General features: G+C 62.5%; 21 protein-coding genes. 8 read left to right on the top strand and 13 right to left on the bottom strand.

Going from position 1 to position 19,737, the window contains the following annotated elements; translation table 11 throughout:
- Positions 1–224: 224 nt before the first annotated feature.
- From M5B96_RS02715 to M5B96_RS02725, 3 genes are read right to left on the bottom strand one after another with little or no spacing between them, the layout of a single operon-like run.
- Positions 225–1,859, bottom strand: a complete 1,635-nt coding sequence (locus M5B96_RS02715; RefSeq protein WP_248794965.1) for a GMC family oxidoreductase — start codon at positions 1,857–1,859, stop codon at positions 225–227.
- Positions 1,856–2,398 (bottom strand): sorbitol dehydrogenase family protein, encoded by a 543-nt coding sequence (locus M5B96_RS02720; protein ID WP_248794966.1) that lies wholly within the window; start codon positions 2,396–2,398, stop codon positions 1,856–1,858. Before M5B96_RS02720 ends, M5B96_RS02715 begins: the two co-directional genes overlap by 4 nt.
- Positions 2,399–2,413: 15 nt before the next feature.
- On the bottom strand, positions 2,414–3,784 hold the full coding sequence (locus M5B96_RS02725; RefSeq protein WP_248794967.1) for a cytochrome c: 1,371 nt from the start codon (positions 3,782–3,784) through the stop codon (positions 2,414–2,416).
- 533 nt (positions 3,785–4,317) lie between these two features.
- Here M5B96_RS02725 and M5B96_RS02730 point away from each other — a divergent pair.
- Positions 4,318–5,958, top strand: a complete 1,641-nt coding sequence (locus tag M5B96_RS02730; protein ID WP_248794968.1) for a methyl-accepting chemotaxis protein — start codon at positions 4,318–4,320, stop codon at positions 5,956–5,958.
- Positions 5,959–6,049: 91 nt separating this feature from the next.
- Here M5B96_RS02730 and M5B96_RS02735 read toward each other — a convergent pair whose 3' ends face one another.
- Positions 6,050–6,310: an accessory factor UbiK family protein gene (locus M5B96_RS02735; protein ID WP_248794969.1), complete on the bottom strand. Its 261-nt coding sequence runs from the start codon at positions 6,308–6,310 to the stop codon at positions 6,050–6,052.
- 416 nt (positions 6,311–6,726) lie between these two features.
- Here M5B96_RS02735 and glnK point away from each other — a divergent pair, with 416 nt between their 5' ends.
- The 4 genes from glnK (at position 6,727) to sutA (ending at position 9,510) form a co-directional block, all read left to right on the top strand.
- On the top strand, positions 6,727–7,065 hold the full coding sequence (gene glnK, locus M5B96_RS02740) for a P-II family nitrogen regulator (RefSeq protein ID WP_002555808.1): 339 nt from the start codon (positions 6,727–6,729) through the stop codon (positions 7,063–7,065).
- A 34-nt stretch (positions 7,066–7,099) separates the two neighbouring features.
- Positions 7,100–8,440, top strand: coding sequence for an ammonium transporter (locus M5B96_RS02745; protein WP_191490132.1), 1,341 nt, complete (start codon positions 7,100–7,102; stop codon positions 8,438–8,440).
- Positions 8,441–8,652: 212 nt separating this feature from the next.
- Positions 8,653–9,078, top strand: a complete 426-nt coding sequence (locus M5B96_RS02750) for a secondary thiamine-phosphate synthase enzyme YjbQ (protein WP_248794970.1) — start codon at positions 8,653–8,655, stop codon at positions 9,076–9,078.
- A 102-nt stretch (positions 9,079–9,180) separates the two neighbouring features.
- Entirely contained in the window at positions 9,181–9,510 is a 330-nt protein-coding gene (gene sutA / locus M5B96_RS02755; protein WP_040071667.1) for a transcriptional regulator SutA, read from the top strand.
- Between the two features lie 127 nt (positions 9,511–9,637).
- Here sutA and M5B96_RS02760 read toward each other — a convergent pair whose 3' ends face one another.
- Genes M5B96_RS02760 through lptM form a run of 6 tightly spaced genes read right to left on the bottom strand, consistent with a single transcriptional unit; the run spans position 9,638 to position 14,239 of the window.
- Positions 9,638–10,345: an HAD family hydrolase gene (locus tag M5B96_RS02760; protein ID WP_248794971.1), complete on the bottom strand. Its 708-nt coding sequence runs from the start codon at positions 10,343–10,345 to the stop codon at positions 9,638–9,640.
- On the bottom strand, positions 10,345–11,241 hold the full coding sequence (gene xerC / locus M5B96_RS02765) for a tyrosine recombinase XerC (protein ID WP_248794972.1): 897 nt from the start codon (positions 11,239–11,241) through the stop codon (positions 10,345–10,347). Before xerC ends, M5B96_RS02760 begins: the two co-directional genes overlap by 1 nt.
- 2 nt (positions 11,242–11,243) lie before the next feature.
- On the bottom strand, positions 11,244–11,969 hold the full coding sequence (locus tag M5B96_RS02770) for a DUF484 family protein (RefSeq protein ID WP_248794973.1): 726 nt from the start codon (positions 11,967–11,969) through the stop codon (positions 11,244–11,246).
- 13 nt (positions 11,970–11,982) lie between these two features.
- Positions 11,983–12,813 (bottom strand): diaminopimelate epimerase, encoded by an 831-nt coding sequence (gene dapF, locus M5B96_RS02775; RefSeq protein ID WP_248794974.1) that lies wholly within the window; start codon positions 12,811–12,813, stop codon positions 11,983–11,985.
- 4 nt (positions 12,814–12,817) lie between these two features.
- Positions 12,818–14,065: a diaminopimelate decarboxylase gene (gene lysA, locus M5B96_RS02780; RefSeq protein ID WP_248794975.1), complete on the bottom strand. Its 1,248-nt coding sequence runs from the start codon at positions 14,063–14,065 to the stop codon at positions 12,818–12,820.
- A gap of 9 nt (positions 14,066–14,074) precedes the next feature.
- Positions 14,075–14,239 carry an LPS translocon maturation chaperone LptM gene (lptM, locus tag M5B96_RS02785; RefSeq protein WP_248794976.1) on the bottom strand — a complete coding sequence of 55 codons (165 nt, stop codon included), beginning with the start codon at positions 14,237–14,239 and terminating at the stop codon, positions 14,075–14,077.
- Positions 14,240–14,453: 214 nt separating this feature from the next.
- Here lptM and cyaY point away from each other — a divergent pair, with 214 nt between their 5' ends.
- The 3 genes from cyaY to rnk all read left to right on the top strand — a co-directional run bounded on the left by cyaY (position 14,454) and on the right by rnk (position 15,827).
- Positions 14,454–14,810 carry an iron donor protein CyaY gene (gene cyaY / locus M5B96_RS02790; protein WP_248794977.1) on the top strand — a complete coding sequence of 119 codons (357 nt, stop codon included), beginning with the start codon at positions 14,454–14,456 and terminating at the stop codon, positions 14,808–14,810.
- Complete coding sequence (locus M5B96_RS02795) at positions 14,810–15,034, top strand: DUF1289 domain-containing protein (protein WP_248795407.1); 225 nt, start codon at positions 14,810–14,812, stop codon at positions 15,032–15,034. Before cyaY ends, M5B96_RS02795 begins: the two co-directional genes overlap by 1 nt.
- A gap of 379 nt (positions 15,035–15,413) precedes the next feature.
- Complete coding sequence (gene rnk, locus M5B96_RS02800) at positions 15,414–15,827, top strand: nucleoside diphosphate kinase regulator (protein ID WP_248794978.1); 414 nt, start codon at positions 15,414–15,416, stop codon at positions 15,825–15,827.
- A gap of 76 nt (positions 15,828–15,903) precedes the next feature.
- On the opposite strand, the gene M5B96_RS02805 is transcribed toward rnk, so the two are convergent.
- The 3 genes from M5B96_RS02805 to M5B96_RS02815 all read right to left on the bottom strand — a co-directional run bounded on the left by M5B96_RS02805 (position 15,904) and on the right by M5B96_RS02815 (position 19,632).
- On the bottom strand, positions 15,904–18,750 hold the full coding sequence (locus M5B96_RS02805; protein ID WP_248794979.1) for a class I adenylate cyclase: 2,847 nt from the start codon (positions 18,748–18,750) through the stop codon (positions 15,904–15,906).
- Positions 18,751–18,925: 175 nt separating this feature from the next.
- On the bottom strand, positions 18,926–19,171 hold the full coding sequence (locus M5B96_RS02810; protein WP_191490120.1) for a TIGR02647 family protein: 246 nt from the start codon (positions 19,169–19,171) through the stop codon (positions 18,926–18,928).
- A gap of 176 nt (positions 19,172–19,347) precedes the next feature.
- A complete protein-coding gene (locus M5B96_RS02815; RefSeq protein WP_248794980.1) occupies positions 19,348–19,632 on the bottom strand; it encodes a hypothetical protein in 285 nt (94 codons plus the stop codon).
- Positions 19,633–19,737: the final 105 nt, after the last annotated feature.

Consider the following 19,737-nt stretch of genomic DNA (forward strand, 5'->3'; position numbering starts at 1 on the left):
GCGGTTGGACATGATTGATTTCCTTATGAGTCGAGAGTGTTGAGAGATTGAATTCGGCGGCAGCTTGTCGTTTCGGTCAGTGGCTGCGGCATGGGTGTACTTTATTGTTCTGTATCTCTCGAAACAATCCGGCAAAAACGGGAATCATTGATTCTAATAAAGGGACAATTCGCTCCATGTCCGAGGAGGCGTGACAAGCCAGGTTGGCTTGTCACGGTAGAGGTCTACACCTCCGTCAGCAATTGATCGGCGATACGAATGCTCAGCGCGGCGCCGGTCAATGTGGGGTTCACGCAAGATGACGATGGCATCACGCTGGTTCCGGCGATAAACAGGTTGGCGTGGTCATGGCTGCGGCAGTCGCGGTCGACCACCGAGTTTTTTGGATCGTCGCCCATGATGGTGGTGCCCATGATGTGCTGGCGGTTCTGGAAGTTGACATCAGTGCCGAGGATATCGGCGTCGAGCAGATGGGCGAACTGCTTGAGATCCTCCAGCGCCTTTTCCTTACCGGCATGCCAGTAGTCGGGGACACTGTAGTAGATTTCCGGCATCGGCAGGCCGATCGCGTCGAAGCGCGTCTTGCTCGGGGTGATGCGGTTTTCCGGCAGCGGCAGGGTCTCGAAGTCCACTGCCCAGTTCAGCGAGCGTGCCGACTGCAGGCGTATCTGTTCGTCGAGCTTCGAGCCGAGCACGCCCTTGGCGATCAGGTTGCTGGTGATCTGCGAGGTCGGGACCGTGTTGCGGACCTTGATCTTGTAGCTCGGGTAGTCCTTGCGGAAGGCGCCGTCGCGGCTGTTCAGGTACACCAGCAATTGGGTCGGCCCTTCGCCGGGCCACATGTCCTCCTTGGTCATCACGTTCATGCTGACGCCGGTGTGGTCCATCAGGTTACGGCCAACCTGGTCGGAAGCGTTGGCGATGCCATTGGGATATTTCTCGGAGGTGGACATCAGCAACAGCTTCGGCGATTCGATGCCATAGGCCGCCAACACGAAGTAACGGGCGGTCAGGCGATGTTGGGTCTTGTCCGGGCGCATGTACCAGATCGCGGTAATTTTGCCATCGTCGCCTGCCTCGATTTTATACACCACCGAGTTTTCCAGGACCTTGGCGCCATGGCGCTCGGCCTCGTCGATATGCATCGAGCCGTCGTACTTGGCGGCAATCGGGCAGACCGGGTTGCAGTTGTTGTTGCCCGCGCACGGTGGGCGCTTGCCATAGGGGCGGGTGGCACGGCCGTTGGGTTCGAGGATCGGGTGGTAGCCACCCTTGCTCAGCAGGGTCGAGAGGCGCTGGAACATGTAGCTCGGCTTTAGGCCCTGCATCGGGTAGGGGATCGAGCGCGGCGGATAGGCTTTGCCGCCCTGGCCGCTTTCGTCCTGGCCATCGACCCCGGAGACGCCCAGCTCGGTTTCGGCACGGGCGTAGAAGGGCTCCAGTTCGTCGTAGCTGATCGGCCAATCACGCCCACGACCATAGAGGGAGTTGAGGCGGAAGTCATTGGGAAGCATGCGCCACAGCGAGGAGCCGAAGTGCCAGGTGGTGCCGCCGACCACGCGCAGGTAGGAGGTGTTGTATTTGACCGGGCCGACCTGCTGCAGGTAGTCGCCATAGGTGGATGGCGCATGTGGCAGGCTCGGATAGGGCGAGCCTGCCCCCTGCAGCTTGGCATTGGCCAGCGACAGTTTGACTGCGGAATTGCGGAAGGTCTCGACGATCTCGCGGCGGTTCACCCGTGGGCCTGCTTCGAGGACGATCACGGATTTGTTTGCCTTGGCCAGGTTGCTCGCAATCAGGCCACCCATCACGCCGGAACCGATGACGACCACGTCGGCGTCGTAAGCCATGCTGCTCATAGTTTGAAATCCTGAGTGTCGGCTGGCTTGCTGCCCCAGGAGTCGGGGCCGCCACCGTAAGTTGGGACGATGAGGATGCCGTGGGTCGGACGGTACATCAGTGCCTCGGCGTAGCTGACCAGCTCGGCGTCGGCGAGCTCGCCGACGGTGCCCAGGTACCAGGCCGAAATGATGCTGGTCGCGGTCGCCTTCAATGCTGGATCGGGGTTGGCCAGGGCGAGGTATTCATCCACATGCTTGAAGCCCTGTCCGGCGATCAGTTGTTTGAGGGCGCCGACATTGCCGCTGAAATTCGCCGCGCGCCGGCTCAGGGCGCGGTAGTAGCGTGCCGCCAGGGCCGGGTTGACCGGGCGGCTGACCAGGAATTGCGACAAAGCAATAAAGTCCTGGTCGCTTTCGGCCATGGCCATGACCGGTTGCCAGGCTCCGAAACCGCCGACCAGGGCCGCCAGGCCCAGGGTGACCGAGCCGCTTAGCAGGCTGCGGCGGGACAAGGCATGGGTGGGGGCGGATGGTGCGGGCACGTACTTGTCAATCATCGAAGTTTCCATTGCTCAGGCTTCCCTATACCGACGACGCACCTTGAACCTGAACAGTGCCAGGATGATCAGCAGGCCGAGCATGATCAGGCCAGGCACGCTGAACTGCGCCAGCACGGCAAGCGGTGCCTTGGGACCACCTTCGCGTACGCGCGCCACATCGGCGGCGCTCACGCTCAGTTCGGGATTGCCGTAGCGAGACAGGACGTAATTGCTGACATCGGCGATCTGCTGGTCGTCGAGGCGATCAGTGAACAGCGCGTCGGGGCCGAAGGCGGGCATATCGATTGCCCTGCCGTCGACTTCGCGGTGCACGCCGTAGACGATGGTCGCGATCAGGTTGTCGCGGCGGCTGGTCGCGGTGTTATGGAACAGTGACGGGTACTCGCGGCTGCCCTGGCCGTTGGCCTGGTGGCAGTTGGCGCAGGTTCCGCTGAAGATGTGCCAGCCCGGATTGTCCTGCGGATTGCCACCGCGCAGGCTGAGTTCGTCGTTCGACGCCTGGCCGAAGGTATGCCGGGCCTGGCGCTCGCCGCTGGCGATGGGGCGGGTCTGCAACAGGTAGGCCGCGATGGCCTTGAGGTCATCTTCGGCGAGGTACTGCAGGCTGTGCTCGACCGCCTCGGCCATGGGTCCGGCAGCCTGTGCCTTGCCCTCGACATGGCCGCTGCGCAGGTAGGCGACGATCTCGTCGCTCGACCAGGCACCGATCCCGCTGGTCTTGTCCGAGGTGATGTTCGGTGCGTACCAGGCCCCCAGCGAGCCGCCGGACAGCGCTTTGTCGTTATCCGCGGCCATCAGGAAGTTGCGCGGGGTATGGCAGGTGTCGCAATGGGCCAGCGCATTGACCAGGTAGTCGCCGCGATTGACCTGCCTGGACTTGTCCGGATCCGCCACGAAGCGTTTCTGGCTGTGGAACAGGACGTTCCAGCCGCGCATCGAGGTGCGGATATTGAACGGAAAGTCGAGTTCGGTCTTGCGGCTGGGCACATCCACCGGCGCGACTTCCTGCATGAAGTACTGATACAGGGCGGCGACATCGCTATCGGTCAGCTTCGCGTAGGAGGTATAGGGCATCGCCGGGTACAGGCGGGTGCCATCCGGGGTCACGCCGTCGCGCACGGCGCGGGAGAAGTCGGCCTGGCTGTAATTGCCGATACCGGCGGTTTTCGACGGGGTGATATTCGTCGAGTAGATGACACCCATCGGCGAGTTGAGTGGGTAACCGCCGGCAAAGGGCTTGCCCGTGTCGCTGCTATGGCAGGCCACGCAATCAGCAGCCAGCGCCAGGCGTTTGCCTGGCGAAGCGCTGGCATCAAGCGCCTCGCCATGCGCCGTCAGGCTGACCGCCATCAGGGCCAGGCCCCCAGCGATCGTAATCCTCATGGGTTTTGCCTTGTGCACACCTGGCAATGGCTGACCCATCCTCTGCGGATGCATAGGTAACTCCTCACGGTTTGGCTTGCTCGCGTGATCTTGCTCGGATACGGCAAAGGTTTTTTAGCGTCATACGATGTCGTACATTGCAGTTAATATTTCATATGAGGTAATCTTTCTCAACAAAAATGGCAGATGGCCACTATTTATTTTTTTATGTGGATGGCTCTAGAAAGGGTATTTCAGCGTTATGTAGGCCGGAATCATCGTGAGTGCGATGGGACGGCGAGAAAGGAAGTCGTTCTTTTTGACCCCATCAAGCTTGAGAGCCGGCGGGGGTTTTGGCTTGTGCGTTTGTGCCGTGGTACGACGTCATGTTGAAAAAAACCGCCAGGCATTGCGCCGGTAGTGCCTGCGCTGTCGCCTGACGGGCTCGAGTGGCGATGGAGTTCCGACACGGTCCCTTCACCTGGCATCACGCGGGAGCAGGGAAATGCACACATAACAGGGCTGTGCGATCAGCACCCTATGAGGATCCACCGATGAACTGGCTCAATGACGCAAAATTCTCGACCAAACTGATCACTTCCTTTGTCCTCTGCGCTTTGATCACGCTCGCTGTGGGGATGCTCGGCATCAGCGGTGTTTCCGCGTTGTCGGCGCGCCTGCAGGCGGTGTTCAGCAACAACCTGGTCTCGGTCGCCAACACCTCGCAGACCAAGACCAAGGCGGTTGGCCAGACGCGTGACATGTACCGGCTGTATGTCGCCACCGCGGGCAATGCCCCGCAGAGCATGAAGGATGAGTTTCTCGCCTCGATGAAAGCCAACCAGTTGGCCAGCGAGCAGGCGTTCGCCGCGTATCGCAAAGGGCCCCTGGCCGAAGATGAGCGCCTTGCCGGCGATCAGATGGCCCGCGACTGGCCGGTCTACCAGGCGATGGTGCAGCAGTATGTGGCGCTGATGGCGGCCGGCGACCTGGAGAAGGGGCGCACCCTGCTGCTGGGTGACCTGCAGAAGACTTATCGCAAGGTGATGGATCAGTTGACCATCATGATCGACTCCAATGATCGCCAGATCAGTGAAGATGCCAAGGCCGCCACGCTTCAAGAGGTATCGGCCAGGACCGTGTTGTACAGCGGCATTATCGTGGCCTTTATAGCGGCGTTGCTGTTGGGGCTGTTTATCAGTCGCCTGATCAGTCGACCGATTGCCACGGCGGTCGATTGCGCGCAACGCATCGCCGAGGGCGACCTGACCCAGCACATCAGCAGTCAGCGCCGCGATGAGGCCGGCCAGTTACTCAAGGCCCTGGGGGATATGCAGGCCAGCCTGAAGTCGACGATCCAGCAGATTGCCAGCGCTTCGGATCAGTTGGCTTCCGCCGCCGAGGAGCTGACGGCGGTCACCGACGATGGCAGCCGTGCCTTGACCCGGCAGAATGACGAGATCCAGCAGGCGGCCACGGCTGTGACCGAGATGACCTCGGCAGTCGAAGAGGTGGCTCGCAATGCGGTCTCCACCTCGCAAGCCTCGCAATCGACCAGTCTGCGGGCCAGCAATGGCCGCGACCAGGCACGTAGCGCGATGCAGGCGATCAACAATGCAACCCAGGAAATCACTGCATCCACCGGCTTGGTCAGGGACCTTGCCGTGCAGGTTCGCGATATCGGCAAGGTGCTGGAGGTGATTCGCGGGATCGCCGAGCAGACCAACCTGCTGGCCCTCAATGCGGCCATCGAGGCCGCCCGCGCCGGCGAGCAGGGTCGCGGCTTCGCCGTGGTCGCCGATGAGGTTCGCGCCCTGGCTGCGCGCACCCAGGCGTCCACCGGTGAAATCGAGAGCATGATTCGCGCGGTACAGAACCGTGCCGACAGCGCAGTCGATGCCATGGGCAAGAGTCAGGCGCTGGTGACCGAGACCCAGGGCCTGGCCCAGACCACCGGCGAGGCGCTGGAACAGATCGCCGACGGTATTGCGCAGATCAATGACCGTAACCTGGTGATCGCCACGGCTTCCGAGGAGCAGGCCCATGTGGCCCGTGAGGTCGATCGCAATCTGGTGAATATCCAGAGTCTTTCGACCCAGACCGCCGCTGGCGCGCACCAGACCAGCGCTTCGAGCCAGGAGTTGTCGAACCTGGCCCTGTCGTTCAATACGCTGGTCGGCCGTTTCCGCCTCTGATCCCATGTGCCAGGAAGGCTGCTGGCCTGCCCATGGACCGAATGCGCCTGGATAGCGGCTCAGCGGTTCGATGCAGCGGTGGTGCCGGAGGTTATTGCTGGGCTGGAGCCAGCCGCGCCTCCAGCTCCGCCACCTTCGCCTCCAAACTCTCCAACCGTGCACGGGTCCGCGCCAACACCACCATCTGGCTGTCGAACTCCTCGCGGCTGACCAGGTCGAGCTTGCTGAAGCCGCTCTGCAACAGCACCTTGAACTGACTTTCGAATTCCTGGCGGGGCAGGGGGGGTTCACCGCTGAACAAACGGGAGGCGTGGCCGCTCAGGGCATCGAGGAAAGCTTTGGGCGCAAGCATGGCTAAGGTTCCGGAAACAGATTACCGACCAGTGTACCACGCAGTGTCTATAGTCATTTCCATGGGGGTGGGCGCACGGTTTTCGCGCATCACGCCAGCGCAGTGCGCACCGTTGTTGTGCGTATCGCCCGGGTGCAACGTGCTTTTTCACCCTCCACAGCGGCCAAGGGACTGAAATCAATGATTTTTACGGAGCTGGCAAGCTTTCTGCTTAGTTGCCAGTGACCCATGCACTGATGCAGTCGCTGTGACGAATGCAGTGCGGCAGACGAAGCTGGGAAGTTTCGCCAGCAGCGGTTAGCTGGCGTCGAGCGGTAGATGTGGACCGACGATGCGTTACAAAGCCAGGCACTGCGCTTAGACTTGAGTCGGGTTTGTTTTCCTGGGGCAAGTCCACCAATTCGGGAGAGAGTTTCATGAAGCTAGTCACTGCCATCATCAAGCCGTTCAAGTTGGACGACGTGCGCGAGTCGTTGTCCGAGATCGGCGTGCAGGGCATTACCGTTACTGAGGTCAAAGGCTTCGGTCGGCAGAAGGGTCACACCGAGCTGTATCGCGGCGCGGAATACGTGGTCGACTTCCTGCCCAAGGTGAAGATTGATGTCGCCATTGACGACAAGGATCTTGACCGGGTTATCGAGGCGATAACCAAGGCGGCCAACACCGGCAAGATCGGTGACGGCAAGATCTTTGTGGTCAATCTGGAACAGGCTATTCGCATCCGTACCGGCGAAACCGATACCGACGCAATCTAAGCCGCCAAACCCCAACGCCCCAGGAGAAAACAATATGACTCTGCGTAAATTCGCAGGGCTAGGAGCCCTGTTGTCCCTCGTAATGCCAGCCTTGGCCATGGCGGCGGACCCGGTACCTGCTCCAGTCCTCAATTCCGGCGATACCAGCTGGATGCTGACCTCGACAGCCCTCGTGCTGTTCATGACCATCCCAGGCCTCGCGCTGTTCTACGGCGGCATGGTGCGCTCGAAAAACATTCTTTCCGTGATGATGCAGTGCTTCGCCATTACCGGCCTGATCACCATCCTGTGGTTCATTTATGGCTACAGCATGGCGTTCGACACCACCGGGATGGAAGCCAACGTCGTCAACTACAACTCCTTCGTCGGTAGCCTGGCCAAGGCCTTCCTCGCGGGCATCACGCCGGCCAGCATCACCGGGCCGACGTCGCTGTTCCCCGAGTCGGTGTTCGTCACCTACCAGATGACCTTCGCCATCATCACCCCGGCGCTGGTCGTCGGTGCCTTCGCCGAACGCATGAAGTTCTCCGCGATGCTGGTGTTCATGGGCGTGTGGTTCACCCTGGTCTATGCGCCGATTGCGCATATGGTCTGGAGCGGTCCGGGTTCCCTGCTGGGCGACTGGGGCGTGCTCGACTTCGCCGGCGGCACCGTGGTGCACATCAACGCCGGTGTCGCTGGCCTGGTGGCCTGCCTGGTGCTGGGCAAGCGTAAAGGCTTCCCGACCACCCCGATGGCGCCACATAACCTCGGTTACACCCTCATGGGCGCGGCCATGCTCTGGGTCGGCTGGTTCGGCTTCAACGCCGGTTCCGCCGCCGCGGCCAACGGCACCGCCGGCATGGCGATGCTGGTCACCCAGATCGCTACCGCCGCCGCCGCACTGGGCTGGATGTTCGCCGAGTGGCTGACCCACGGTAAGCCAAGTGCCCTGGGCATCGCTTCGGGCGTGGTTGCCGGTCTGGTTGCCATCACCCCGGCTGCCGGTACCGTTGGCCCGATGGGCTCGCTGATCATCGGTCTGGCGGCCGGCGTGGTGTGCTTCTTCTGCGCCACCACCCTGAAACGCAAACTGGGCTACGACGACTCCCTGGACGCCTTCGGCGTGCACGGTATCGGCGGTATCCTCGGCGCGATCCTCACCGGTGTGTTCGCGGCACCGTCGATGGGCGGCTTCAACGCAGCCACCACCGACGTCGCGGCACAAGTCTGGATCCAGTGCAAAGGTGTCGGCTTTACCGTCATCTACACGGCGATCGTCACCTTCATCATCCTCAAGGTGCTGGACGCCGTGATGGGGCTGCGTGTGACCGACGAAGAAGAGTCGGTGGGCCTGGACCTGGCGCAACACAACGAGCGCGGTTACAACGTGTAAACGCAGCAAAAAAAATTGCCCGGCTTGCCGGGCATTTTTTTGCCTGGAATTTGTCCTTGAAAAAAGTACTGAAAGGATTTATCCAAAGGCATTACGGCCAAAACCCCAGGGCGTTTTTGTAAGGGCCAATTGCTTACAGCAAAGCAAGAGTATTAGGCGCTTTGCTTTTTTCCACAGCGCGCTAGAATGCGCGCCGAAGGGCGGAGAACTGTATGTGGCAACAGACCCTGATTACCTTGCGGGCCAGGCCCCGGGGTTTTCATTTGGTGACCCAGGAGTTGCTCGACGGTTTGCCTGGGCTCCAGGCATGCCAGGTCGGTCTGTTGCATTTGTGGCTGCAGCATACCTCGGCTTCGTTGACCATCAACGAGAACGCCGATCCGGCGGTCCGTCGCGACTTCGAACGTTTTTTCAACCGGCTGGTACCCCAGGTCAAGGCCGATTATGAACACAACGACGAAGGCGCGGACGACCTGCCGGCGCACTTCAAGGCCAGTTTGCTAGGCTGTCAGCTGACTTTGCCGGTAACGGCGGGACGGTTGGCCCTGGGTAGCTGGCAAGGTGTCTATCTGGGCGAGCACCGGGATCATGGCGGTGCTCGTAAAGTCCTTGCCACCCTTTATGGTGACGGGGCATAAGCCGCTGGTGTTCAGCGGATGTTGAATTTTTTCCGGCGGCCTTCGACAGTCGGCGTAGCTGGGCTATAACTAATCTGCTTTTCGCAAGTCATGAGGTAGAACATGAGCGACGATGATCTGGAAAACGACGACCTTGAGGTCGGTGAAGACGACGAAACCGAAGAAGGCCTGGAAGCGGCGGCCGAAGACGTAGACGTTGCCGACGACGACGGCGGTGACGCGCCGGTACCGACTGCCAAGGGCAAGGCCAAGGCTGCGGTATCGGTTGACGAACTGCCGAGTGTTGAAGCCAAGAACAAGGAGCGCGATGCCCTGGCCAAGGCCATGGAAGAGTTCCTGGCGCGTGGCGGCAAGGTGCAGGAAGTCGAGGCCAATGTGGTGGCCGATCCACCCAAGAAGCCGGATAACAAATACGGTAGCCGGCCTATCTGAGTTTCAGCGTCCGGTTTCTGCTTTGTTGAAAAAGCCCGCCGTCGCTGCGGGCTTTTTCATGGCTCCTGATTGGGCAGGGGCGGCGGGTCTGTGGCGAGCGGGCAAGCCCGCTCGCCACAAGTGGTACTCAGGCAGGGCTGTTCCAGTCGGCCAGCAGTACCGGCAACTCGGTCAGGCTGCGAACCTGCGCATCCGGCTGCCGTTCCGCTTCCCAGGCCTTGCCCGTGGGGTTGTACCAGATCGCCCGCAGGCCGGCCTGCTGGGCCCCGGCAATGTCGTCCCCGGGGTGGTCGCCGATATGCACCGCCGCGCTGGCCGGAACATTCCCGCCGCGCACCAGGGCTTCATGGAACAGTCGCGAGTCCGGCTTGGCAATGCCGATGTCCTCGGCACACAGCGCAAAGCGGAAATAGTCGGCGAGCCCGAGACGGCGCACGTCGGCATTGCCATTGGTGACCACTCCCAGGGCAAAGGAGCGGCCCAGGGCCCGCAGGGTCGGCTCAACCTCCGGAAACACCTCGATCTGGTGTCTGGCGTGGATAAACACCTCGAAGCTCTCATCCGCCAGCTGCGAGGCCTGTGCGTGCGGATAACCGGCTTCTTCCAGGGCATGGAACAGCACACGCCGGCGCAAGGCGCTGATCCGGTGCTTGAGCGTCGGCTCCTTGAGCAGTACCCGTTCGCGGATCGCCCACAGGTGTTCCACCGGTACGCCGCCCAGGTTTGGTGCATGCTCGGCCAGCCATTCACGCAAAACGTTCTCCGCGCTGTGGATCACCGGTGCGGTATCCCACAGGGTGTCGTCGAGGTCGAAGGTGATCAGCTGAATCGTCATTACTCACTGTCCTTGCTGCGTTTGGCCCGGGGGTGGGCGCTGTCATAGACGGTTGCCAGGTGCTGGAAGTCCAGGTGGGTATAGATCTGCGTGGTCTTGATGTCCGAGTGGCCGAGCAGTTCCTGCACGGCGCGCAAATCCTGGGATGATTCCAGCAGGTGGCTGGCAAAGGAGTGCCGGAGCATGTGCGGGTGCAGGTTCTGCCCCAGTTCGCGCTCGCCGGCGGCCTTGACCCGCAACTGAATGGCCCGCGGGCCCAGGCGGCGGCCCTGCTGGCTGACAAACAGCGCATCATCCGGCGGATTGCTCAGGGCGCGCAACGGCAGCCAGCCGTGCAAGGCTTCCCGGGCTTTGCGGCCGATGGGCAGGACGCGGGTCTTGCTGCCTTTGCCGTGGACCTGCACCAGGCCGTCGGCCAGGTCCAGTTGCTCCAGATCGAGTCCGGTCAGTTCCGAGAGGCGCAGACCCGAGGAGTAGAACAGCTCAAGAATGGCCTGGTCGCGACGGGCGATGAAGTCGTCCTCCACTCCGCCGTCCAGCAGTTGCAGGGCGCGGTCGGTGTCCAGGGTCTTGGGCAGGCGGCGTTCGCCCTTGGGCGGGGCCAGGCCGATGGCCGGGTCGTGGTTGCACAGGCCTTCGCGGTTGAGGTACTGGTACAGCCCGCGCACCGCCGAAAGCAGCCGGGCCAGGCTGCGAGAGGACTGGCCCTGCTGGTGCAGGCGGGCGATCAGGCGGCGCAGGCGCTGGATATCCAGGGCGCTCCAGCTGCCGATCTGTTCCTTGGCGCAAAAGCCCATGACCTTGTCCAGGTCGCGACGATAAGCTTGCAGCGTATGGGGCGACACCTGGCGCTCACTGCGCAGGTGCTCGCAGTAGGCATCCAGCTGTCGCTCCATGACTAGCGCACCGAGCGCAGGGCGGGGGTGAAGCGCGGAACCACGCGGCCCATGACTTCGGCGATATAGCTGAGGAACAGGGTGCCTACCGAGCTTTTGTACTGTTGCGGGTCACGGCTGGCCACGGCGAGGACGCCATGCACGCCCTGATGACTGATGGCGACCACCGCGGTGGAGCCGATCTGCTTGCGTTGCTCCTCGCCGAACAGGAAGTCCAGCTCGTGCTCACGCAGGCTGCCGCTGATGCTCTTGCCTTCCGAGAGCAGGCCGCCGATGGCTTGCTGGGCTTCGGCATGGCTGACCCAGCGGCCCACCGGCATGGCGTTGTCGCCGAACAGGATCAGGCTGACGAAGGGCACCTGGAAGTCTTGGCGCAGGCTGTCTTCCACGGCCATGACCAGGTCGTCGAGGCTGGCGGCGTCCATCAGCGCAAGGATCAGGCGGCGGGTTTTCTCGAACAGGCGATCATTGTCCCGGGCCACGTCCATCAGTTGCGACAGGCGATGGCGCATTTCGATGTTGCGCTCGCGGAGGATCTTCATCTGGCGTTCGACCAGCGACACGGTATCGCCGCGTCGATGGGGAATACGCAACGCCGGCAGCAGTTCCTCGTGCGCGACGAAGAAATCCGGATTGGCCTCCAGGTAGGCGGCGACCTGCGCCGCCTCAAGGCTCTGTGCAGGCGACTCGTTGGGCTGTTCGGCTGGAACCTGAGGCTGGTCGGTCATGGTATTGGCTCGCTTATAGACGCACTTGTCCTTCATACACCCGAACGGCAGGACCCGTCATCATCACCGGTTCGCCGACACCCGCCCATTCGATGGACAGCCGCCCACCCGGCAGGTCGAGGGTCACCGGCGAATCCATCCAGCCCTGGCTGATGGCCGCCACCGCGGCGGCGCAGGCGCCGGTCCCGCAGGCCTGGGTTTCCCCGGCACCACGTTCCCAGACTCGCAGTTGTCCGCGGTGGCGGTCAATCACTTGCAGGAAGCCGACGTTGACCCGGGCCGGAAAGCGCGGGTGATGCTCGATCTTCGGTCCCAATTCATGCACCGGCGCGCTGTTGATGTCGCTGACCCGCAGTACCGCATGGGGATTGCCCATGGACACGGCGGCCAGGTCGACGCTCTGGCCGTCGACATCCACGGCGTAGCTGCTGGCCTGTTGCTCGGCCTGGAACGGAATCTCGGCCGGCACCAGGCGCGGCGGGCCCATGTTCACGCTGATCTGGCCGTCCTGGCGGACATCCAGTTCGATGATCCCGCTCTTCGTTTCGACGCGGATCTGGCGCTTGGCGGTCAGGCGCTTGTCGAGCACGAAACGGGCGAAGCAGCGCGCGCCGTTGCCGCACTGTTCCACTTCCGAACCGTCGGAGTTGAAGATCCGATAGCGGAAATCCACTTCCGGATTGCTCGGCGCCTCGACGATCAGCAACTGGTCGAAGCCGATGCCGGTGTGGCGGTCTCCCCATTGCTTGGCGTGTTTGGGCTGGATGTGCGCGTGCTGGCTGACCAGGTCGAGGACCATGAAGTCATTGCCCAGGCCGTGCATCTTGGTAAAACGCAGCAGCATGGTCTTACTCCGGCAGCAGGCTTTCGCCGGCATACAACTCGGCGAGCGTCTCGCGACGACGCACTTCGAACATCTGCTCGCCATCCACCAGCACTTCGGCGGCGCGGCCGCGAGTGTTGTAGTTGGAGCTCATGACGAAACCGTAGGCGCCGGCCGAATGCACGGCCAGCAAATCGCCTTCCTCGAGGGCTAGCTGACGTTCCTTGGCCAGGAAGTCACCGGTCTCGCAGATCGGCCCGACGATGTCGTAGACCCGCCCGGCGGCTGCGCGTGGACGCACGGCGCTGACACCCATCCAGGCCTGGTACAGGGCCGGACGGATCAGGTCGTTCATCGCCGCGTCGACGATGGCGAAATCCTTGTGTTCGGTGTGCTTGAGGTACTCGACCCGGGTCAGCAGCACGCCGGCGTTGGCGACGATGTAGCGGCCTGGCTCGAACATCAGCCCCAGGTCGCGACCGGCGATACGCTCGCGCACGGCCTTGATGTAGTCGCCGACCAGGGGCGGCTCTTCGTCGCGATAACGCACGCCGACGCCGCCACCGAGGTCGATATGCTGCAGGTAGATGCCGCATTCGCCGAGGCGGTCGACCAGCGCGAGCAGGCGGTCGAGGGCGTCGAGGAAGGGTTCCAGGGTGGTCAGTTGCGAGCCGATATGGCAATCGACGCCGAGCACTTCCAGGTTCGGCAGCTGTGCGGCGCGGATGTAGACATCCTCGGCATCGGCAATGGCGATACCGAATTTGTTCTCTTTGAGCCCGGTGGAGATGTACGGGTGGGTGCCGGCGTCGACGTCCGGGTTGACCCGCAACGAGATCGGCGCACGCACGCCGAGCTCGGCGGCCACCACTTGCAGGCGTTCCAGCTCGTCGGTGGACTCGATGTTGAAGCAGTGCACGCCGACTTCGAGGGCGCGGCGCATGTCTTCACGGGTCTTGCCGACGCCGGAGAAGACGATCTTGTCGGCGCTGCCGCCGGCGGCCAGGACCCGCTCCAGTTCGCCACGGGAGACGATATCGAAACCGGCACCGAGGCGCGCCAGGACGTTCAGCACGCCCAGGTTGGAGTTGGCTTTCACCGCGAAGCAGACCAGGTGCGGCATGCCTTCGAGGGCATTGGCATAGGCGTTGTACTGCGCCTCGATGTGGGCACGGGAGTAGACGTAGGTTGGCGTGCCAAAGCGCTCGGCAATGGCGGACAAGGCTACACCTTCCGCGAACAGCTCCCCGCCACGGTAGTTAAAGGCTTCCATGGTGATCCCTTAGTAGGAGGTGTCGTGCTTGTGCGCTTTGGCCTGCGAGGACTTGGCCTGGTCGTCCGGGTTCTGGTTGTCGTCCGGCAGATACAGCGGACCTTTTTGACCACAGGCGGAAACGAGGCAAGCGATCGCGAGGAGCGCAGCAAGGGAAGAGATCAGGCGCTTCATGGCGAAATCCTTTGAAAAAGCATTAATTGCGCCGGAGTATACCGGCCACCCGGCGGCTTGCCTATGCGGGCCGCTGCCCGTCCGGCGGTGCCCGGGCACCGTTTGTGGATTATTGATGTCACTCTTGGCCCCACGTGGTTATGCTTTGCAATCGTCCGGGAGCGCTCGTATCTTGCGGCGCTTGAAGGGACAGGCATTTTTCGAGGTTCGCGCAATGAGTTTGACTGAAGCCCGTTTTCACGATCTGGTCGATAACACCCAGCAAAATCTGGAAGATGTGTTCGACGAGAGTGGCCTGGATGTGGACCTGGAAAACTCCGGCGGTGTGCTGACCGTGAAGTTCGAAGGCGGCAGCCAGCTGATCTTCAGTCGCCAGGAGCCGCTGCGTCAGCTCTGGCTGGCGACGTCCAAGCCCACCGGCGGCTATCACTTCGAGTACAAGGAAAGCAGCAGCGAGGATGAAGACGGCAGCTATTGGTTCTGTGTGAAGAGCGAAGAGAAGCTCAACGAGATCCTGGCGCGCTTTACCCTGGACCAGGCCGGTGTCGACCTGGATTTCGAAGAGATCTGATCGTGACGCAGCAAACCGCCCCGGTACGCCCGGCGAAGCCGTTGTACAGCAACGTCAGCCCGGCCGTGCCGTCGCCTTGTGTGAGCCTTTGCCGGCTGGATGAGCAGAAAATTTGTATCGGCTGTTTTCGGCACGTCGAGGATATCCGCGAGTGGCGCGCGGCGGATGACGCGCGCCGCCGGGCGATCTGCGAGCAGGCCCGGCAGCGCCAGGCCCGGGCCTGACGAGGTCGCTGGGGCATTGTGGAGAAGGGGGCTGCCTGTGGCGATGGAGCTGCCTGTGGCAGGGGCTTGCCTGTGGCGAGGGGGCTTGCCCCCGTTCGGCTGCGAAGCAGCCGTAAACCCGGCGGATGCGTCTTACCTGACAAACCGCGCTCAACGGTTTCAGGGCCGCTTCGCGCCCCAACGGGGGCAAGCCCCCTCGCCACAGGTCAGTCCTCTAGATCCCATCTCTGCACCGGACCGGGCCCTTTTCCCGGGTTGTGTATTTACGCCGCTGTGGTAGTGTCCGGGTACGCCTCGCGTCGACGAGGCCTGTGAAAACCCCGCCTTTCGTGGCGGGGTTTTGCTTTTATCGTGCAGAAAAAAGGAGTCTGCCTGGATCATGAGCACCGCACCTTCCATCATCCTCACCCGCCTTGACGTGCAACGTCTGGAGCGCCTGATCGACAGCCTGGACGACACGCTGCCCGGCGTCATCGCGTTGCAAGCCGAACTGGACCGTGCCGACAGCGTGGTAGGTCACGAAGAAGTGCCCGCCGGTGTCGTGACCATGAACTCCCGGGTGCACTGTCGTGAAGAGGTCAGCGGCAAGGACTATCACCTGACCCTGGTGTATCCGCAGGATGCCAATGCCGATGAAGGGCGGATTTCCATTCTGGCGCCGGTGGGCAGCGCCCTGCTCGGTTTGCAGGTGGGCCAGCACATCAATTGGCCGGCGCCGGGCGGCAAGACCCTGAAGCTGAACTTGCTGGAAGTGGAATACCAGCCGGAAGCCGCCGGCGACTTCCACCTCTGAGCCCGCCGCGGCGCTTTTCGCCAGGTGCGGGCGCTGCGGCGTGTAACCGCCCGAGCGCCGATCCCAGCTGGCGCCCTCAGACCTGGTCCAGTGCCAGGTTCAGCGCGCTTTCCAGTTCGGCCTTGTAGCGCAGGTAGAGATTGCTCGAACCCTGTCCGTCACCGATCAGCGCGCTCAGGTCGAGGTCGGTGATGTAGCAGCGGTAGCGTTCGACTTCCCGGCGCTGCCCGACGATTTCCCGGGCGACCGTGATAAACAGCTGGTCACCGTATTCCAGCTCGGAAAACTCCCGCTGATTGCAGTACAAGGTGACCTGGACCATGTCCGTCCCGGCCTTGCCGACAATCGCCTGGACGTCATAGAACGGCTTGTTGACCGGAGTTTGTGGCGCCGGCCGGGCTTCAACCCGGCGCGCTCGCCCGGGGCCTGTGGGCAGCAACTGGTAGTACAGGGTTTCCAGCGCCGCCGATGGCTGAGTCGTGTCCATGGGCATCAGCGCCTCGCGGCGGTAGAGAATCGACTGCAGGAAGCGTTGCAGCGGCACCAGCAGGCTTTGCTCGTCATGGAACGGCAAGCGTTGCTGCCAGAGGGCGTTGAACTCGTCCAGCACGTACAGTTCGGCGTACGTCTCGTTGATCCGATAGAACACCTGCACACATTCGGGCTGGCCCATGGGCAGCGCCAGGGCCAGGTCGTGCTCCTCCATTGCCCGGATATCCAGGTACAGCGGGCTGTAGACGGACAGATCCTGGTTCAGGTAGTTGAACAGCGCCGGCAGGCTGTCCAGGGCGACATGCTTGACCTGGCCCGCCACCAGCTCCAGGACGTGATAGTGCTGCTGGACCTGGACCAGATAACGATGGTTGAGGTTGCCGAGCAGCAGTTCCTGGGCGGTGTTGAGCACTTCCTCGACCCGCTGGGCAATGAACTGCGCGCGGTTGTGGCAGAAACAGCGTACCCGCAACCGTGGTAGTGGGCGCCCGACAGGCAGGTGGTTGAGGTAATCGCGCACGCAGTCGAGCAGTGCATGGGGGCCGTGGTAGCGCTTGATCAGCACTTCATTCCAGCTGTTGCGCGTCACCTGGTCGAGGGTCAGCACCAGGTTTTCCCTGACCCCGGCGTAACTCAGGGAGTCGGTGCGCTCGGTGGTCATCAGGATATTCAGGTCGCGATGGTGCTTGAGCGGGTCCACGCCGACGTTCACCAGGAGCAGCACCTCGGCCGCGATACTGGGGCGCAGCAACTGTTCCTCGCTGACGCTGCCCAGCGGCAGGGCGAGGGTTTGTTGCAGGCTGCCCAGCAGGTTGAACAGTTCGAACTCGGTCAGGTCGCTGCTGCCGGGGTGCAGTGACAGGCGCGTGGTGGCGTCGATCACGCCGTTGCGGTGGCACCAGGTCAACAGTTCCAGCAGTTCGCGGCTGCGCTTGATCGGGGCGAAATTTTCCCATTCCAGGGCGTTCAGGCTGCCGTTGTACAGGCCCCAGTGGGTTTGCCCCGGTTCCTTGCGGTTCGGCGACTGGACCAGGGTGAGGGTGTCTTCGGCCAGGTCCGGGGCGATGCCGGGGTTGATGAACTCGATCTTGCCGGCCTTGCGTTCGAACGCGGCGTACAGGCGGCGACCGAGGACATTGAGATCGCGCTTGTTGATCAGGCTGACCGCCTGTTCGGTACGGGCGAACTGGGTCAGGAAGCGGTAGCTGTAATTGAGTTCGTTGACCAGGGCCCGGCGTTCGGCGCTGACCTGGCGGACTTTCCACTGGCTGCGGCTGTCGAGCAGCGCCAGTTGCCGACGGTCCCAACCCCATTCGCTGGCCAGCCGTTCCAGCAGTCGACGCTGCCAGCTGGTGCTGCGCGCGCCCTGGCCGGTGAGCTTGCGGTTGACCTTCAGGTACAGGCTGCGGCGCACCAGTTCCAGGCGTTCCGGTTCGTTGCGGGCCTGGAGATACTCCTCGATGCGCCGGTAGACCACGATGTAGGGGTCCAGCTCGTCGAGGTCCAACTGGTTGGCGAACACCGCCTGCTTGAAGCGCAGGCTCAGGCACTCGACTTGCGGGTGCTCGCTGGCGTAGACCTCGATCAGCAGCAGCTTGAGCACTGATTTGTAGGGTGACTCGATGCCCTTGAACAGTTGCCAGAGCCCGGCACCGATGAATTCTCCCGGTGGAATCCGCGCCAGGTGGCCGAGGTCGACGGTTTCGTTGGCGCGGATAAAGCGCTTGGACAACAAGGTGTGGGTGTACTGGTCGTAGTGCCGTTCCTCGTACACCGGCACCAGCCACCACAGCGGTGTGCGCCCGGCGAGCCAGATGGCGGTGCGGTAGAACTCGTCCAGCAACAGGTAGTGCTGGGTGGTGCCGCAGTCTTCCGAACTCAGTTGCGTGTCGCGCTCGCCGCGTACGAAGCGGCTCGGGTCGATCAGGAAGAAATGCGCCTCGGCGCCCTGGCTGGCGGCCCACTCCTCGAGCAACTGGCACTTCTTGCGCAGTTCGGCCAGTTCGCCCTGGCTCAGATCGCTGGCGTGGCAGACCCACATGTCCATGTCGCTCTGCTCGGCCTGGGCCAGGGTACCGAGGCTGCCCATCAGGAACAGGCCGTGGATCGGCCGCGGCGGATTGCCGTGGCGGGTCTTATAGGAAAAGGAGCGCGTCAGGCGCTGGGCTTCGGCCAGGGCCAGTTCGTCGGGCTCGTAGTGCGATAGCCCGGCCGGGGTGCTGCCGGAGACGTAACCGGGCAGCAGCGGGTGATTGACGTGGAAAAACAGCGGCAGCAGGTTCAGCACTACCTGTTGCCGCGGTGACAGGCCTTCGAGGGCACGATCCAGGCGGCCCTGGTTGAGCTTGAGGAAGCGCGCACGCAGTTGGCTGAGGACTTTGCGATCGATTCCCTCGTCCAGGTTCGGGCGAATTTCGTGGGTACGCGTCATGTCTAACTCAAACCGGCTCGCGGGGCTCGAAAGGAAGGGGGTTGCAAGGGTGGCAGTTTAGCGCCGAAGTGCCAGGACGCTTAAATAGATTTTTTCTTGACGCCGGTTTTTCGGCGTCTTGTCGTCGGCGCCCGCGAGATCCGGCAGGAGGAGATCCCGTGGGCGCGGCGAGGGGTCAGGCGGCTTCTTTGATGTCCAGGATGGTCAGCAGGCCCTGGGCATGTTCGGCGGCGTCACGGCCCAGGCTGGTCAGGTAACCACCATCGGGTTGGGTGATGAGCTCTTTCTCGAACAGGCGTTGGGCGGCGGCGATGGCTTTTGGGGCAGCGGTCTGATGAATTTTCAGGCCTTCCTGGGAATTGTCCAGATTGAACAGTGCAAGGATTTCCAGTTCGGCAACCAGCTCAGGGGTATACGACATAAGGACTCCAGACTTTCTAGGAATTATTGGACGACAGCGCCCCTAAGGTGATCGCAGTTGAGCGCTCTGTCCAGTCTTCGATGCGTGTGTGGCCGGACGCTGGGGACAACGCCCCGGACCCGGGTGGTGGCGGGGCGTTTTCAGTGTAGACGGGAGGCGCGGCAAATCCAGTGGCTTCACTGGTTCTCGGGCGGCAGCTCCGGCAGGGCGCGCAAGGCGGTCTCGTACCATTCGGTGTTGAACGGGCGATCCTCATCGAGCATCGCATCGATCTCTACCGCCAGCACATGGGCCATCAGGTTGAGGATCTCTTCGCGCTCGTAACCCACCAGGGTCAGTTTGTTGAAGATCGCCTTGGCCGCCGGCGGATTGTCGGTCTCGATCTGGTTTTCGATGGCCTGGGTCAGGGTGCTCTCGGCGAACGCTTCGTCGTCGTTGTCGATATCGGTTGGTTCGCTCATGGCGGACTCCTCAAGGAAAGGCGACCAGTTTAACTGCATTCAGCGGCGTGATGCTGCTGGCGAGAGCTCGTTCGAGGCTCTATAACTGCCGGGGCCAACCCCCTG

Source organism: Pseudomonas sp. MWU13-2105, from assembly GCF_023242315.1.
Taxonomy (GTDB): domain Bacteria; phylum Pseudomonadota; class Gammaproteobacteria; order Pseudomonadales; family Pseudomonadaceae; genus Aquipseudomonas.